Origin of the sequence: Micromonospora sp. NPDC000121 (assembly GCF_042899165.1) — a bacterium.
Lineage (GTDB): Bacteria > Actinomycetota > Actinomycetes > Mycobacteriales > Micromonosporaceae > Micromonospora.
The window spans coordinates 277,540-292,499 of the sequence record NZ_JBIAZP010000008.1; the positions used below are offsets into that span (position 1 = coordinate 277,540).

Annotated in this window: 14 protein-coding genes; 9 read left to right on the forward strand and 5 right to left on the reverse strand. The window is 73.2% G+C overall.

Annotation, left to right across the window (positions count from 1 at the left end):
* Nucleotides 1-3: 3 nt before the first annotated feature.
* From ACFY23_RS23175 to ACFY23_RS23185, 3 genes are read right to left on the reverse strand one after another with little or no spacing between them, the layout of a single operon-like run.
* Nucleotides 4-192, reverse strand: a complete 189-nt coding sequence (locus ACFY23_RS23175) for a hypothetical protein (protein WP_350680046.1) — start codon at nt 190-192, stop codon at nt 4-6.
* A 60-nt stretch (nt 193-252) separates the two neighbouring features.
* Nucleotides 253-1,311 carry a hypothetical protein gene (locus tag ACFY23_RS23180; RefSeq protein ID WP_350680044.1) on the reverse strand — a complete coding sequence of 353 codons (1,059 nt, stop codon included), beginning with the start codon at nt 1,309-1,311 and terminating at the stop codon, nt 253-255.
* Nucleotides 1,308-1,637: a PadR family transcriptional regulator gene (locus ACFY23_RS23185; RefSeq protein ID WP_350680042.1), complete on the reverse strand. Its 330-nt coding sequence runs from the start codon at nt 1,635-1,637 to the stop codon at nt 1,308-1,310. Before ACFY23_RS23185 ends, ACFY23_RS23180 begins: the two co-directional genes overlap by 4 nt.
* Before the next feature lie 152 nt (nt 1,638-1,789).
* On the opposite strand from ACFY23_RS23185, the gene ACFY23_RS23190 reads away from it, so the two are divergent.
* Complete coding sequence (locus tag ACFY23_RS23190) at nt 1,790-1,975, forward strand: hypothetical protein (RefSeq protein ID WP_387037671.1); 186 nt, start codon at nt 1,790-1,792, stop codon at nt 1,973-1,975.
* On the opposite strand, the gene ACFY23_RS23195 is transcribed toward ACFY23_RS23190, so the two are convergent.
* Nucleotides 1,972-3,018, reverse strand: coding sequence for a hypothetical protein (locus ACFY23_RS23195; protein WP_350680038.1), 1,047 nt, complete (start codon nt 3,016-3,018; stop codon nt 1,972-1,974). The two genes, ACFY23_RS23190 and ACFY23_RS23195, sit on opposite strands and share 4 nt — an antisense overlap.
* A gap of 400 nt (nt 3,019-3,418) precedes the next feature.
* Here ACFY23_RS23195 and ACFY23_RS23200 point away from each other — a divergent pair, with 400 nt between their 5' ends.
* On the forward strand, nt 3,419-4,606 hold the full coding sequence (locus ACFY23_RS23200) for an RNA ligase RtcB family protein (protein ID WP_350680036.1): 1,188 nt from the start codon (nt 3,419-3,421) through the stop codon (nt 4,604-4,606).
* Nucleotides 4,603-5,304, forward strand: a complete 702-nt coding sequence (gene prfH, locus ACFY23_RS23205) for a peptide chain release factor H (RefSeq protein WP_350680034.1) — start codon at nt 4,603-4,605, stop codon at nt 5,302-5,304. The genes ACFY23_RS23200 and prfH overlap by 4 nt, the downstream gene beginning before the upstream one ends.
* Nucleotides 5,305-5,458: 154 nt before the next feature.
* Here prfH and ACFY23_RS23210 read toward each other — a convergent pair whose 3' ends face one another.
* On the reverse strand, nt 5,459-6,373 hold the full coding sequence (locus ACFY23_RS23210; protein WP_350680032.1) for a LysR family transcriptional regulator: 915 nt from the start codon (nt 6,371-6,373) through the stop codon (nt 5,459-5,461).
* Nucleotides 6,374-6,591: 218 nt separating this feature from the next.
* On the opposite strand from ACFY23_RS23210, the gene ACFY23_RS23215 reads away from it, so the two are divergent.
* From ACFY23_RS23215 to ACFY23_RS23240, 6 genes are all read left to right on the forward strand, one after another.
* Complete coding sequence (locus tag ACFY23_RS23215) at nt 6,592-7,572, forward strand: putative sulfate exporter family transporter (RefSeq protein ID WP_350680030.1); 981 nt, start codon at nt 6,592-6,594, stop codon at nt 7,570-7,572.
* Nucleotides 7,573-7,789: 217 nt separating this feature from the next.
* Nucleotides 7,790-8,617 carry a DUF72 domain-containing protein gene (locus ACFY23_RS23220; protein WP_350680072.1) on the forward strand — a complete coding sequence of 276 codons (828 nt, stop codon included), beginning with the start codon at nt 7,790-7,792 and terminating at the stop codon, nt 8,615-8,617.
* 203 nt (nt 8,618-8,820) lie between these two features.
* Entirely contained in the window at nt 8,821-9,789 is a 969-nt protein-coding gene (locus ACFY23_RS23225) for a helix-turn-helix domain-containing protein (protein ID WP_350680028.1), read from the forward strand.
* Nucleotides 9,790-9,967: 178 nt separating this feature from the next.
* Nucleotides 9,968-12,625, forward strand: a complete 2,658-nt coding sequence (locus tag ACFY23_RS23230; RefSeq protein ID WP_350680026.1) for a S8 family serine peptidase — start codon at nt 9,968-9,970, stop codon at nt 12,623-12,625.
* 142 nt (nt 12,626-12,767) lie between these two features.
* On the forward strand, nt 12,768-13,544 hold the full coding sequence (locus ACFY23_RS23235; RefSeq protein WP_350680024.1) for a nucleotidyltransferase domain-containing protein: 777 nt from the start codon (nt 12,768-12,770) through the stop codon (nt 13,542-13,544).
* A 136-nt stretch (nt 13,545-13,680) separates the two neighbouring features.
* Nucleotides 13,681-14,946: an MFS transporter gene (locus ACFY23_RS23240; protein ID WP_350680022.1), complete on the forward strand. Its 1,266-nt coding sequence runs from the start codon at nt 13,681-13,683 to the stop codon at nt 14,944-14,946.
* Nucleotides 14,947-14,960 lie beyond the last annotated feature (14 nt).

Sequence of the window (14,960 nt, forward strand, 5' to 3'; positions counted from 1 at the left end):
GCATCAATCGCCGTCGCCGTCGCCGCCGCCACAGCCCCCGGTGTCGCCCAGAGTGGCCAGCCACAGCAGGCCGGCCGGGGTCGCGGCCTGAGTGGTCACGACCTGGTCGAGGCTCACGCGTGCCGGCAACCGCCGGTACTTCTCCGCGCCGCCGGGATCCGGCGTCCTGCGCGGCGTGTCAGGTTCCGACATGAGCGGGTCTCCTCTCGCACAACTCAGTGGGTCGCTGGCCACGTCACGACCTGTGTCACGTCATCGCGTCACGTCGGCGGGGTTCACGGGGAGTTCTGGGGTCGCCCGCTGCGCGAGCAGCGCCAGCGGCATGCACACCACCAGCAGGATCACCGCCTCGGCAGCGCAGGCCGCTATCACGGCAGCAGGTGCGCCCTGCAGGACGTAATCGGCGATGGACACGCCGCGCAGCGCGAGGGCGGCAAGCCCCAGGAACAGGAGGGTCAGCGGCCAGTGGGCCGCCCGGGCCACTGCCGACGCGCGCAGGACGAGGTAGGCGACACCCGCTGCGGCCACCGACAACGCACACAGGCCCGGCCAGTCGAGTGCGGCGAATCGCAGATCCTGCTCCACGGGAAGCGTCCACATCCCGATGACGTACAGAGGGCTCAGGAGGACACCGGCGACGAAGGCACGGATCCAGGCCCGCGTGTGCACGCGCGGAGCCTCCCGATGGAACGCCACCAACGCCAGCACCAGGCCGGTGTTGACGAGCACGGTGAACCAGGTGCTGGGGGGCGTGCCGCCAGGCAGGGAGACCGCCTGGTAGGTCCTGGCGACCCAGTCCGCGACGAGGGGCACCACCGCCAGCCAGCGGGCCGGCCTGGGCTGATTCACCGCGAGCGCGACGAACGCGGCGATCGCGAACAGACCAACGGAATTGAACGCCAGGCGCCACGCTTCACCGGGCAGGTCGAAAGCCGGCTCGGTGGGCGGCGACGGCAGCGGCGGAAAGTTGCCGGCGAGCCAGGGCATGACGCCGATTTCCATCGCCGCCATGACGGCATGAAAGAGCAGGCCGAGCAGCGCCACCGCACGGATCGCATCGCCCCAGAGCCGCGACCTCGGCTCGGCGCCGACGCCGCCGAGCCGAAGCCGCGTAGCAAGCGCCAGGACGCTGAGGACTTCATACCTGTCCGGTCGGCCGTGGTCCCGGAGGTACGCGGCGTCCTCGGTGTCTTCCTCAGCGCCGACGCACTCGAGGAAGGTGCGGACCATGTCGTCTTCCCACCTCCGGCGATAGGAGGCCGGCAGAAGCGTCAGCAGCCGGCGGTACCGCTGCTCCAGACGGCTCGTCATGCCGCACCGCCGGCGGCGGGCCGCCATACACCGAGCCTTTCAGTGGCCGCACGGGCATTGGCCACTTGGCGGTCAGCCTCCTCCGCCAACGCTCGCCCGCCCGAGTCGGTGAGCCGGTAGTACCGCCGGAGCCGGCCCTGCTGCACCTCCTCGCGGTCCAGCTCCACCAGACCGTCGGCGACAAGCCGGTCGAGCACGCCGTAGAGCGTGCCCACCTTCAGGTGCACCCGCCCCTGCGACAGCTCCTTCACCTCGTTGACGATCCCGTAGCCATGGCAGGGCGCACCGGCCAGGGCTGTCAGGACGAAGAACGCCGCCTCGGTCATCGGTCGAGTCACCATGGCCACAATATATCGGGAAGCAGGATATGCGTCCAGAGCGGGATATCTGCAGGGCGCCACCATCCGCGTCCCGTACGACACGCAGGCCCCGCCGGCGCAGCTCGGTGCCGGGGGGGCGGCCGCACGGCCCGGGGGCGGTGGCCCAGTCGTGGAACTACTACGACGGTGGTCTGAAGGGCTTGATGATCTGGTCGCTGAACTGGGACGGGTCAACGCGCTGGACGTTCGGCGACAACGTCAAGGCCCTGCTGGGCGCTGACGCGGCCGGCGAACGCCGGGTCAGGTCCGGCATCCGCGGCGGCCCGCCGAGCCACGACGACTAGCGCGACCTGCCCCGCTGGGAGCGGGCCACCACAGCCCATGCCACGACGACCAGACCCAGTCCGAGTGCTCCGGCCGCCACGATGGACGTGGCCACGTTGTCGGTCCGGTCCGCTCTGTCGTCGTCGCCGGCGCGGACGGTCGGCGCGGGGGTGGCAACCGGCGCTGTCGACGGGTCAGCCGCGGTCAGGGAGTAGCGGAGAAGGTCAGCCCTTGTTCCCGGCGGCTGGCCGGCGGTCTCGGACACGGTGAGCAGGGACCGCCCGTCGCGGCTGTAGGTGATCGACTCGCCCTGCGGCTCGTCGGGTAGCGGGGTGATTCGTGGGGTCCCACTGGTCAGCGCGGTGACCACATCGCCGTCGGCGACGTCGAACTCGTACGCGTCGGCGTAGGTGCGCAGCACTATCCTGCGCCCGTCCGCCGCGGTGGCGGCGCCGGTGACCGCTGTCCGGCCGAGCACCGAGAACGGGTTGCTCGTCGTGGAGGCCGGCAACCGGACCTGTCCCACCTTCGCCAGCGGCGCGGTCGTGCCCGGCCGCAGGGGGCCGCTCGGGGCGTACAGGTTTGCCGAGTACTTGGTCACGATCACCGGCCGGCCGTCGCCGGTCACGAGCATGGCCTCGGCGTCGTGCGGGCCGTCCGGATACGCCATGCGGTACAGCACCGGACGGTCGGCGCCCGGCGGCAGCTTCCACACCGCGACCGTCTGCCGGGAGCGGTCGTTGTCGCCGATGTCCGCCACCCAGACCGTGCCGTCCACGCCGACGGCGAGGTCCTCGGTGTCACGGGGCCGCGACGGATACGGCACCGTCCGCACGACGGCGCACTCATGATCGAGGAAGAAGATCCGCCGGCGGGCCTCGTTGTCCGCGCCGTCGTTGACCACGACGTATCCGCCGTCCGTGGCGACCAGGCCGGAGATCTCGGTCAGCCGGTCGTCACGCACCTCGCACAGCGGCGTCCCGCGGACCGGAGCGGGCGACGGGTTCGCCACGACGGCGCCCGGCACCAGCAGGACGGAGAGGACGACGGCCGCTCCCGCCACGCGCGGCAACCTCCGCGCGGTTCCCTTACTGCGTCGCATCACCGGCAATCCTCTCATTGCCGCACGCCGGTCCGGCCAACAGTGGCAGCCAGGCTCGGGTCGAGTCTCGACGCGTCGCGAAACGGAGATCAGGTCGACCGGTTCGGTGATCTCCCGCTCGCGCGTCACCGGCGCAGGGCACCGGTTGGCCGGCGACCGTCGGCCCGGTCGGCGGTCGCCGCATGACGTTCGTCGGAGCACCGCCCGCAGCGCCGAAAGTCGCTTGCCGCCCACCGCGGGTTCCGCGAGGGTGGGGTCCATGACGTTCTGACGGACAGCACACGTTGCTCCCCGGCCCCACGGCGCCGACCGGCGCCGTCATGCCGTCCGCCCGTACCCCTTCAGCGAGAAGCGAGCGTCTTTGTCTCCGCACCAGTCGCGGCGGGATTCCCTGCCGCAGTCCACCCCTGCCACCGTCACCGTGTTCGCCTCCCCCACGAGCTGGATCGAGTCCGACGCCCTGGCGCAGTGCCAGCAGGTGGCCGCCCTCGACGGCATGATCCACGTCGCCGCCATGCCGGACCTGCACCCGGGCAAGGGCGCCCCGATCGGCGCCGCCATGACGTCGACCGTGCTGTACCCGTTCCTGGTGGGCTCCGACATCGGTTGCGGCATCGCCGTGTTCCCCATCAGGCTCAAGCGCCCCGTACCCGAGAGGCTCGCCGCCCGGTTCCCCGACCTCGACCGTGCGCTCGACCCCGAGCGGGACGCCGACGACCCGGCCTGGGCCGTCGTGGCGGGTGACGTTCCCGCCGGTCACGTCGAGGGACTTGGCACGGTCGGCCGGGGCAACCACTTCGTCGAGCTGTCGCGGATCGACACCGTCTTCGAGCCGGGCCACGCGAGCCGGCTCGGGCTCGCCGCCGGCGACCTCGTGCTCATCGTCCACAGCGGTTCCCGGGGGCTGGGCGAGCGGATCCTGCGCGCGCACACCGAGGTGCACGGCGCGGGGCCCGCCCCTGACGCCGCCGCCTACCTGGCGGTGCACGACGACGCCGTACGCTGGGGATCGCTCAACCGGCGGCTGCTGGCCGCCCGCGTCGCCCACGCCCTCGGGGCCGAGCCCACCGAGCCGGTCGTCGACCAGTGCCACAACCTGGTCGAGGTCCGCGACGGGATCTACCTGCACCGCAAGGGCGCGGCGCCGGGCGACGGCCGCGACGTGCTCATCGCCGGTACGCGAGGCACCCCCTCCTACCTCGTCGCCGGCCACGCCGGCCCGGAGGCCAACCATTCGGTGGCGCACGGCGCGGGCCGCAAGATGTCCCGCGCCGACGCCCTGCGCCGGGGCCGGGCCAAGCACACCGTCGAGGAACTGCGCCGCACCCCGGTGGGGTCGCTGGTGGTGTGCGGCGACCGCCAGTTGCTCTTCGAGGAGGCGCCCACGGCCTACAAGCGCATCGAGCAGGTCGTCGGCGACCTCGTCGACCACGACCTCGCCACCCCCGTGGCCACCACGGTCCCCCTGGTCACCTACAAGACGCCCGACGTCGGGTCCGCCTTGCGACCGGACCGCCGGGACACCCGCCGCAAGCGGGGCCGGTCGTGAGCGTCCACCTGCTCCTCTCCGCCGGGCGCGGCCCGCAGGAGTGCGCCTGGGCGCTGGCCCGGCTGCTGCGTCGCCTGGAGGCGGACGCCGCCCGGCGCGGTCTGACGGCCCACCGGGTGCAGACCGTGCCCGGCGACCGGCCCGACACCTACCGGTCGGCGCTGATCCGGATCTCCGGGGCCGGCACCGAGGCGTTCGCCGCGTCGTGGACCGGCACGCTGTGCTGGCAGGCTCCCAGCCCCTACCGGGCGAGCACGGGCCGGAAGAACTGGTACGTCACCGCCCGCCCGTGCCAGGTCGAGACCCCGACCACGACGTTCACGGAGGCGGACGTCGACATCGTCGCCTGCCGTACCGGCGGACCCGGCGGCCAGCACCGGAACAAGGCCAGCACGGCGGTACGGGCGACCCACCGCCCCACGGGCCTCGTCGTCGTGGTCGACACCGAGCGGCAGTTCAGCCTCAACCGCCGAACCGCCCTCCACCTGCTGCGGCAACGCGTCGAGCACGGCGACGAGGCCGCGCGGAGCGCCGCCACCACCGCCCGCTGGCGCATCCACGACGAACTCGTCCGCGGCAACCCCACCCGCGTCGAACGGCCGAGCCCGTCGGGACAGGACCCGGCCCCACCGCCGCGGGCACGCCCGCGACGGGGACGGTCCACCGGGCCACGCTCACCCCGGTCCGAAAGGTCTTGACATCCTCCCGGCCCTGAAGGGCCGGGTCTGATGAACGGGGACCGGCACGACATCGCCTGATGCGGAGGGCCCGGGTCACCGGGGACGCGACCCAGGCCCATCCGTCGCACGGGGGCCCGCCGAGGCACCCTCGTCAACGACGTGCCCCGCCGGATCAGCCGGGCCCTCGACCGTGTCGAGCCGCGATGGCGAGAAGGTCCCGGGCCGGTCCGGTGGGTCGCTGACCGGCCGGCCAGACCGCGCGGAGCGGCCGGCTGAGGTCCACGCCGGTCACCGGGACCCGGACGAGACGTCCGGCGGCCACCTCGTCGTCGATGGCCAGGTTGCTCAGGACGGCGGGGCCGGCGCCGGCGGCGACCGCCGCGCGCATCGCGCTGGTCGTGGACAGCTCCAGCAGCGGCGGAGCGAGCGGCGCGTGGTCGCGCAGGGCCGATTCGAGGGCGTGCCGGGTGCCGGAGGTGGGCTCCCGCTGCACCAGGCGGGTCACGGCGAGCTCGGCGGCGTCGACCGGCCGGCGCCGCCGCGCCCACGGGTGGCGCGGATGCGTCACGACGGTGAGTTCGTCGCGGGCGACGATGCGCGAGTCCAGCCCGGTGGGCACCCGCGGCCCTTCCACGAAGCCGAGGTCCGCCGTGCCGTCGCCGACCGCCCGCGCGACGTCGGTGGAGTTCATCGCGTGCAGGCTGACCGCGGTCTGCGGCCGCTGCGCGGCGAGCCGGACGAGCCACGTCGGCAACAGGTGCTCCGCCACGGTGAGGCTCGCCGCGACCCGCAGCCGTACGTCCCGCTCCGCGCGCAACGAGCGGATGCCGGCGTCGAGCGTCGCCGCCGCCTGCAGCACGTCGCGGGCCCAGTCCGCCACCAGGCGCCCCTCGGGCGTGAGCCTGGAGCCACGAGGCCCCCGCTCGACCAGGGGGAAACCGACGAGTCGCTCCATGGTGCGGACCCGGGCCGTGACGGCCGGCTGCCCGAGCCCCCGGGCCCGCGCCGCCCGGCCGAGGCTTCCGGTGGCATCCACCAGCAGCAACAGCTCGAGCGCGTCCAGATCCGGCACCCGCGACAACTCCACGCCCAGACACTACGCCGACCCATCAGGCGGCCTGATGGGCCCATCACCCTGAGCCACCTACCGGCCCGGCCCCCGCTGCTGCACTGTCAAGGAGATCTCACTTTCCGGGAGGCACGGTGGTCGACGAGGACCTGGGCAGACCCACCCTGACGGCACGCGGCGCCGGCCGCCGGCGCGGGAGCGAACGAGCGCATCCACCCGGGTCGGCACCGCGCCGAATGCCGCGCGCCGCCCCCGGGCTGCTTCTGGTCGCCGCGGCCACCGCGGTGGCGTTCGCCGTGGCACGCGTCCTGCCGGCCGTGCCCGCGTCGACGGTCGCCGTGGCGCTGGGGATGGTCGTGGTCAACCTCGGCGCACACCGCCCGGTGTTGCGTGCCGGCACCCGGGTGGCCTCCCGGCACCTGCTGCAGCTCGCGGTGGTGCTCCTCGGCCTGCAACTGAGCCTCGGCCACCTGGCGCAGATCGGCGTCCCCGGCCTCGCCGTGGTGGTGGGCACCGTCGCGGTCACCTTCGCCGGCACCCGGCTGCTCGGACGGCTGCTCGGCGTGTCCCGCGCCCGCTCACTGCTGGTCGCCACCGGCTTCGCCATCTGCGGCGCCTCCGCCATCGCGGCGATGGAGAAGGTGACGGACACCGAGGACGACGACGTCCCCGCCGCGGTGGCGCTGGTCACACTGTGCGGCACCCTCGCGATCGCCGTGCTGCCGCTGCTGCGCGGCCCGCTGGCCCTGGACCCGGTCGCGTTCGGCGAATGGGTCGGCGCCAGCGTCCACGACATCGGGCAGACGGTCGCCACGGCCAACCAGGTGCCCGGTGCGCTCACCACCGCCGTCACGGTGAAGCTGGCGCGGGTCGCGCTCCTCGCGCCCCTCGTGGCCGCGGTGGCCGTCACCGCGCGCCGCGCCGCGGGAGGGGCACCGGGCGGGTCGGGTCGCCGGCCGCCCGCGGTGCCGCTGTTCGTCGTCGGGTTCCTGGTCGCGGTCGCCCTCGCCAGCACCCCGCTGGTCCCGGACCCGCTGGCGGAGGCCGCGCGTCACGTGCAGCACGTGCTCCTCGTCGCCGCGCTGTTCGGGCTCGGCACCGGCATCCACCTGCCGACCCTCCGGCGCGCCGGCGGCCGCACCCTGACCCTGGGGCTGGCGAGCTGGGTCCTGGTGGCCGGCACCGCCTACGTCGGCGTGCGCCTCCTCGGCCACTGACGGCCGACCCCATGCCCGATGTCCCCGGGGCAGCCGACGGCGGTCCGGGAACGCGCGAGAGGCGGACGGCCCGACCTCGGGCCCGAGCCGAAGGCCGAGCCGGCGGGGGTACGCCGATCCGGGTCGCCCGGCCGGATACCGTACGCGGGCGCGGGCCTGCCCGCGCGGGGCCGTCGAGCGGTGGGAGGATCGGATGCGCCTGCACGTGGGGTGCGCGATGTGGACGCACAAGTCCTGGCAGGGACGCTTCCTGGCGCACCCCCTGCCGGCCCACGAGCGGCTGCGCGCCTACGCCGGCTGGTGCACCGCCGTGGAGGGGAACACCACCTTCTACGCGACACCGGCACGGGAGACGGTGGTGTCGTGGGCGCGGCAGACCGACCCCGACTTCCGGTTCGTGCTGAAGCTGCCCAGGACAGTCACGCACGAACGCCGGCTCACCGGCGCCGACGAGGAACTCCGGGCCTTCCTGAACGCGATCGAACCCCTCGGTCCGCGGGCCCACGCCCTCTGGGTCCAGTTGCCCGGCTCGTTCGGCCCCGCCGACGTACCGGCGCTCGCCCGCTTCCTGCGGGGGCTGCCCAGCGCCCACCGGTACGCCGTGGAGGTCCGTCACCCCGCGTTCTTCGACGACCCGCTGGCGGCGCGGACGTTGGAGGACACGCTCACCACGGTCGGCGCGGAGTGGATCCCCTTCGACACCACCGCCTTCTTCCGCACCCCGCCGACCAGCGACGCGGAACGGGACGCGTGGACGAAGAAGCCCCGTACGCCGCTGCGCGCCCGCGCGCTGACCGACCGGCCGATCGTGCGGTACCTGGGCCGGGACGACCCCGCCCGGACGGTGGAAGGCTGGCAACCGTGGCTCGACGTCATGACCGGCTGGCTGCGCGAGGGCCGCTCCCCGACCATGTTCGTGCACACCCCGGACAACGCCGACGCGCCCGACCTCGCCCGCAGGTTCCACGACGAGGTCCGGGCGCGCCTGCCCGAGGTCGAGCCGCTGCCCGAGCCGACGCCGGTCGGACCGTCGACGCTGTTCTGAGCGGCCGCCGTCCTGGCCGCCGAGGCCACCTCCTCCGACCCCGGCGACCCGCCGACGGCGGCACGGCCGGGGGAAGGCGTCCGCCGGAAGCTTGACCAGCGGACATGAGCCTCGTCGATGGTCTTGGCAGACACCCGGCCCTGACTACACTGCTGCCCACCACAGCTCGTTGATGATCAGGACTGCCGGGTGGAGGGGCCAGAATGCTGGAGGGCGTCGGCGTCGAACCCGCCGAGGAGCAGCTGTATCTCGCGCTGGCCGTCACGTCGGCGGTCGACGCGGAGGAGCTGGCCGAGCGGACGGGGCTGTCCCACTCGGAGGTCCGTCGGGCGCTGGCGGGACTGGAGGACAAGGGGCTCGTGGAGCTCCCGACCGGTCCGGCAGGCGTCATCCGGGCCGCGCCACCGGATCCCGCCCTCAAGCTGCTGGCGCTGCGGCGGACGGAGGAACTGCGCAAGGCGCAGGCCGCCATCGCCGAACTGACCGAGCGGTTCCAGGCCTACGGCTCGGCAGGGCGGGGTGGCGACTCCGTCGAGGTGATTCGGGGCGCCCGCGCCATCGCCGAGCGCTACGCAATGTTGCAGCGCGAGGCCGGGCAGGACATCTGCGCGCTGGTCAAACGACCCGCCGTCGCCGTACCGGCCGCCAACAACGTCGGCGAGCGGGACGCGTTGCGGGCCGGGGTCCGCTACCGCGTGGTGTACGACCGCGAGTTGCTCAACCCGGACAGCTCGGAGATCCCGCTGCTGCTGGAGGAGTGGGCCTCGCTCGGCGAGGAGATGCGGGTGGCCGCCGTCCCGTTCAAGCTGGTGGTCTTCGACCGGCGCCAGGCGGTGCTCGTGCCGTCCGAGCTGGGGTCCGAGGAGCCGGTTCTTCTGGTGGTGCGCGCCCGCCCGGTGGTGGACTGTCTGGCCTGGGTCGTCGACCGGGTTTGGGAATCGGCGCTGCCGGTGCCGGTCGCGCTGTCCTCGCTTCCCGACGGTCCGCTGGCAGCCGAGGACCGCCGTCTGTTGGCTCTTCTCCTCGCCGGCTACACGGATCAGACGATCGCCGCACAGCTGCAGGTGAGCATGCGCACCGTCCAACGCAGAGTGCAGCGGCTCCTCTACCTGGCCGGAGTGCAGAGCAGGATCCAGCTGGGGTGGCAGGCAGCCCGCCGAAAGTGGATCTAGGAGTCGGCGCGGGACCGCAGCCGGCCGGTGGCGGGCGACGATCGGCCGCAACATCCGCGACAACCGATGTCGCATTTGTGCCATGGCAGAGAATTGCCAGGTCAGAACACTGATCATCAGTCGTCGGCGGTGGCAGGGTGTCAGGACATCAGCTCATCTCTTTCCCTGAAGGATGCCGATGACTTCCCCTGCCATGCGCACCTCGCGCCGAGCCCGTCGCGCCGTCGCGACACTCGCCGCCGCGCTCGTCGTGAGCGGACTGTCCCTGCCCTCCGTCCCTGCCCACGCGGGCAGCCAGGCAGCGCCCGGCGGCGCCGCCGACAAGCTGGGCGGCCACGACCGGGCTCTGATCGCCAGGTACGCCGCCCAGCACCGGGCCCGCAGCCTCCCCGCCGGGGCGGAGCAGCGGGTCCCCGACTTCGTCACCCTGATGATCGCGGTGAAGCCCGGCAGCACCGACGGGACCGCCCGGCGGCTCACCGAGCTCGGCGCCGAGGTCACCCGGACCGAGCCGGAGATCGGCTACGTCAAGGCCAACGTGCCGTTCGCCGCCGTGGACCAGGTCGTCGCCCTCGACGACGTGCTCCGGGTGGACGCCGACGAACTCCTCAGGTTGGACGAGACCCGGGCGGACGCGGGCACCGCCGGTGCCGCCGGCGACGCCGAAGACCTGCCGGCGGCGCCGTCAGCGGCGACGCCCGACGACAACCCGTACATGCCGACCCGCGAGACCGGCTCGGTGGCGTTCAAGACGGAACACCCCACCTATGACGGCCGGGGCGTGACCATCGGCGTCATGGACACCGGCATCGACCCGACCCACCCGGCGCTGGCCACCACCACGACGGGCGAGCGCAAGCTGGTGGACACGGCCGTCGGCAGCAACCCGCTCAACTTGATCGACCTGCTCTTCGACCGCACCTGGCTGCTGTACACCGCCGGCAACAAGGTCACCGGGCCGACGGCCGTCAAGTACGACATCACCTGGACGATGCCCGACGGCGGCGGCGACGACCTGTACCTACAGGCCAAGAACCTCGCCATCGCCGGCTACGCCGATCCCACCCTGACGGGCTACCTCGGCGTCGCCTACCGCGAATCCGACAACGCGGTCTGGGTCGACACCAACCTGGACCACGTCTTCGGCGACGAAGAGCTGTACCGGCCGTACCGCGTCAACCAGCAGATCGGCTACCTCGGCCAGGACAACCCCGCGACCGACGTGAACGAGCGCCAGCCCTTCACCGTCGAGCCGCGGCGCCTCAACTCGGCGATCATCGGCGTGAACCTCAACACCCTCGACGAGGCGCACGGCACCCACGTGGCCGGCATCACCGCCGCCAACGGGATGTTCGGCGGGCGCATGAACGGCCAGGCGCCCGGCGCCAAGCTGGTCTCGATGCGGGCCTGCACCAGCAACGGTTGCTCCTCCGCCGCCCTCACCGACGGCATGGTGGACCTGGCCACGAACTACGGCGTGGACGTCATCAACCTGTCCATCGGCTCCAGCCCCGCCCTCAACGACGGGCAGAGCGCCATGGCGCTGCTGTACGACCGCCTGATCGACACCACCGGCGTGCAGATCTTCTCCTCCGCCGGCAACTCCGGCGCCGGCACCAACAGTGTCGGCGACCCGTCCTCCGCCAACCGGGTGGTCAGCGTGGGCGCCTCGGTCTCCAAGCAGACCTGGTGGGTCAACTACGGCTCGTTCGTGCACCAGGTCAGGGCCGTCTTCCCCTTCTCCTCACGCGGGCCGCGTGAGGACGGCGGCTTCAAGCCGGACATCACCGCGCCCGGCGCGGCCATCGCCCCGACCCCGAACTGGATCCCCAGCAGCGCCGTCGCCGAGACGGGCTACCGGCTGCCGGCCGGGTACTCGATGTTGCAGGGCACCTCGATGGCCTCTCCGCAGGCCGCCGGCGCCGCCGCGCTGCTGCTCTCCGCCGCCCGGCAGAACGGCGTCAACGCGACCCCGGCCGAGCTGCGTGCGGCCATCTTCTCCACCGCCGACTTCAACAAGGACGAGCCGGCCATCGCCCAGGGCCGCGGCGAGTTCGACGTGCCGCACGCCTGGCAGTACCTGTCCAAGGGCGTCGCCGACACCGACGGCGTCACCGTCTCCGCGCCGGTCTGCACCGTGCTCTCCGGCCGGCTGACCACGCCGAACACCGGCAGCGGCCTGTACAACAGCTGCGCGCCGGGCAGCGGCGGCCAGGCCGTCGGCGAGTCCCGCGCCTACGACGTCACCCTGACCCGCACCGCCGGTCAGGAGGGCCCGCAGGACTACGTCCTGGACATCCAGGGCAACGACGGCACCTTCACCGCGCCCCGCAAGGTCACCCTGGCGAAGAACGTCCCGACCGTCGTCAAGGTGACCGCCGCCCCGGTCACCCAGGGCATCCACAGCGCCGTGCTGGCCATCGACAACCCGGCGACCCGGGCCGTCGAGCAGTCCGCGATGCTGGCCGTCGCGGCCGCCGCCCCGCTGGCACCGGGCGCCACCTGGTCCGCGGCCGGCACGGTGGACCGCAACGACACGGTCACCTACAGCGTCGCGGTCCCGGCCGGCGCCACCAGCCTGACCGTCAACCTCTCCGGGGTGGCCGACGGCAGCCAGACCCGCTGGTGGGCGTACGGCCCGGACGGGCTGAGCAAGGAGAAGACCAGCGGCACGATCTACTGCTACTCGAACTACCTGGACGGCTACGGCTGCGCACCGTTCGCCCGCACCTACACCAACCCCACTCCGGGCGTGTGGGAGTTCGTCGTCGAGGCGCGCCGCACCAGCCCGCACCACACGAACCCGTACCACCTGGAGGCGACCGTCACCCGGTAGGACGGCCCGAACGCGTCGGACCGGCCGGGCCTCGGCCCGGCCGGTCCGATCCGTGCAGCCGGGACCGGACCGGTGCCGTCGGCGTACCTGCGGCCGCAACGGGCGTACGCCGAGGCCGTGCGGCACTGCTACGGTCGCCGGCATGATCCAGGATCTGATGCGGGTCTACCTCGCGAAGGTCGATCATGACCTGCCGGGCTATGTGCGGGGCCTCTACGTCGTCGGCTCCGCGGCGCTCGGCGCCTGGCAGCCGGACGCCAGTGACGTGGACACGGTGATCCTGACGTCGCGGCCGGCCACCGGTGACGACCTGACCCGGCTCGCGAGAATCCACGCAGAGATGCCGGGGTCACCTCGTCTGGACGGGGTCTATCTCGAGCCGGCGTTGGCGCAGGTCTGGCCGATCGACAACCGGATCGTGCCGTTCGTGGTGGACGGCCAGTTCACCACCGACCGGCCGTGCGGCGAACTCACTCCGGTGCTGTGGTTGACGTTGCAGCGGTACGGCGTCCCGGTGCGTGGACCGGCCGTCGCGGACCTGGGGATCCGGGTCGACCAGGAGCAACTGCGCCGGTACAACCTCGACAACCTGCGGGAATACTGGCAGGCGACGGCGGCGACGATCCCGGCCGCGGTGGCCGACGTGCCACCCGATCAGGTCATGGACGCCGACACCGTCACCTGGTTCGTGCTCGGCCCCGCACGACTGCACTACACGCTCGCCCACCAGGACGTCATCGCGAAGGCGGCCGCCGGCGAGTACCTCGCGACGCTGTTCCCCGCGTACGCCGATCTCGCGCGACGAGCGGTTCGCCGGCGTGCGGGTGGGCCGGAACAGTTCACTGCGGCGGACCTGGCCGCGGCGGGCCGCAGCGTCAACGCGGTGGCCGATGACGCGTGGCGTCGCTTCGGCGGATGACGGGGGTACGCGTGCGCCGCGAACACCTGCGCGCGGTGGCCGGCCGCCGACGTCCCGACGGCCAGCCGCTGCCGCGCAGGATCCGGTCCCGTAATCCGGTCGGAGAGAACCGCCGCCGCTGGTAGGTTCGCTCGCCGTGACGGCGATCAGGGGCGAACGGCTCGGCGGGCGCTTCGCCAGGCTTCTGGCGGCCACCACGACGTCGGCGCTGGGCAGCGGGATGGCCACGGTGGCGGCCCCGCTGTACGTGGCGTCGCAGACCGACGACCCGTTGGTCGTGTCGGCGGGCGCCGCGGTGGCGTGGCTGCCGTGGTTGCTGTTCTCGCTGCCCGGCGGGGTGCTCGCCGACCGGGTCGACCGGCGTCGGCTGATGATCGCCCTCGACTGGGTACGGTTCGCCGCGCTGGCGGTGCTGGCCGCCGCGATCGTCACCGGTCGGGCCGGGGTGACGCTGCTGTACGCGGTGCTGTTCGTGGTGAACGCCGGTGAGGTGGTGTTCCGCACGGCCGCCCAGGCGGTGCTGCCGGCGGTGGTGCCGCGGTCGCGCCTGGAACGGGCCAACGGCTGGCTGGGCGCGGGCACGACAGTCATGCACAACATGGTCGCCGGGCCGCTCGGCGGCTTCCTCTTCGTGCTGGCGGCCGCCATCCCGTTCGGCGTCAACGCCGGCACGTACGCACTCAGCGCCCTGCTCGTCGGCCTCATGACCGGGTCGTACCGCGCATCGTCGGAGACGGGCGGACGCCGCTCGGTCCGCGCGGAGGTCGCCGAGGGGTTCCGCTGGTTGCTCTCCCAGCGGCTGCTGCGCACCATGACCCTGCTGATCGGGCTGCTCAACCTCACCCTCACCGCGGCCCTCGCGGTGCTGGTGCTGCTCGCCTCGCAACGGCTGGGCCTCGGTTCGGTCGGCTACGGCGCCCTCTTCACCTGCCTCGCGGTCGGTGGGCTGCTCGGCTCGGTCATCGGGGACCGTCTCGTCGCCGCGGTCACCGCCACGTGGACCATCCGGATCGGCCTGCTGATCGAGGCGGGGCTGCACCTGGCGCTGGCCGCGTCCCGCAGCGCGGCGGTCGTCGGGGTGGCGCTGTTCGCGTTCGGGGTGCACGGCGCGTTGTGGAACATGGTGGCCAACTCGCTGCGCCAGCGGTTGACCCCGTCCGCCCTGCAGGGCCGGGTGGGCAGCACGACGCTGTTCATCGCCGCCGGCGGCAACTGCCTCGGCGCGTTGCTCGGCGGGGTGGTCGCCACCCGGTTCGGGCTGACGGCGCCCTACTGGGTGGGGCTCGTGGTCGCCCTGGCGGTGATCGCGGCGACCTGGCGGGTCTTCGACCGGGCCACGGTCGCGGCCGCGTACGCCGATCCCGCCCCGAGGGCCCCGGGGACGCCCGCCACCATCTCCTGAGGGAGCCCGTTGCC

Bases quoted from the DNA above. Each gene is read 5' to 3' on its own strand.
- ACFY23_RS23220 (WP_350680072.1), top strand. From the start codon at position 7,790: ATGTGGACGCACAAGTCCTGGCAGGGACGCTTCCTGGCGCACCCCCTG.
- ACFY23_RS23215 (WP_350680030.1), top strand. From the start codon at position 6,592: ATGCCGCGCGCCGCCCCCGGGCTGCTTCTGGTCGCCGCGGCCACCGCG.
- ACFY23_RS23225 (WP_350680028.1), top strand. From the start codon at position 8,821: ATGCTGGAGGGCGTCGGCGTCGAACCCGCCGAGGAGCAGCTGTATCTC.
- ACFY23_RS23175 (WP_350680046.1), bottom strand. From the start codon at position 192: ATGTCGGAACCTGACACGCCGCGCAGGACGCCGGATCCCGGCGGCGCG.
- ACFY23_RS23235 (WP_350680024.1), top strand. From the start codon at position 12,768: ATGATCCAGGATCTGATGCGGGTCTACCTCGCGAAGGTCGATCATGAC.
- ACFY23_RS23185 (WP_350680042.1), bottom strand. From the start codon at position 1,637: ATGACCGAGGCGGCGTTCTTCGTCCTGACAGCCCTGGCCGGTGCGCCC.
- ACFY23_RS23180 (WP_350680044.1), bottom strand. From the start codon at position 1,311: ATGACGAGCCGTCTGGAGCAGCGGTACCGCCGGCTGCTGACGCTTCTG.
- ACFY23_RS23230 (WP_350680026.1), top strand. From the start codon at position 9,968: ATGACTTCCCCTGCCATGCGCACCTCGCGCCGAGCCCGTCGCGCCGTC.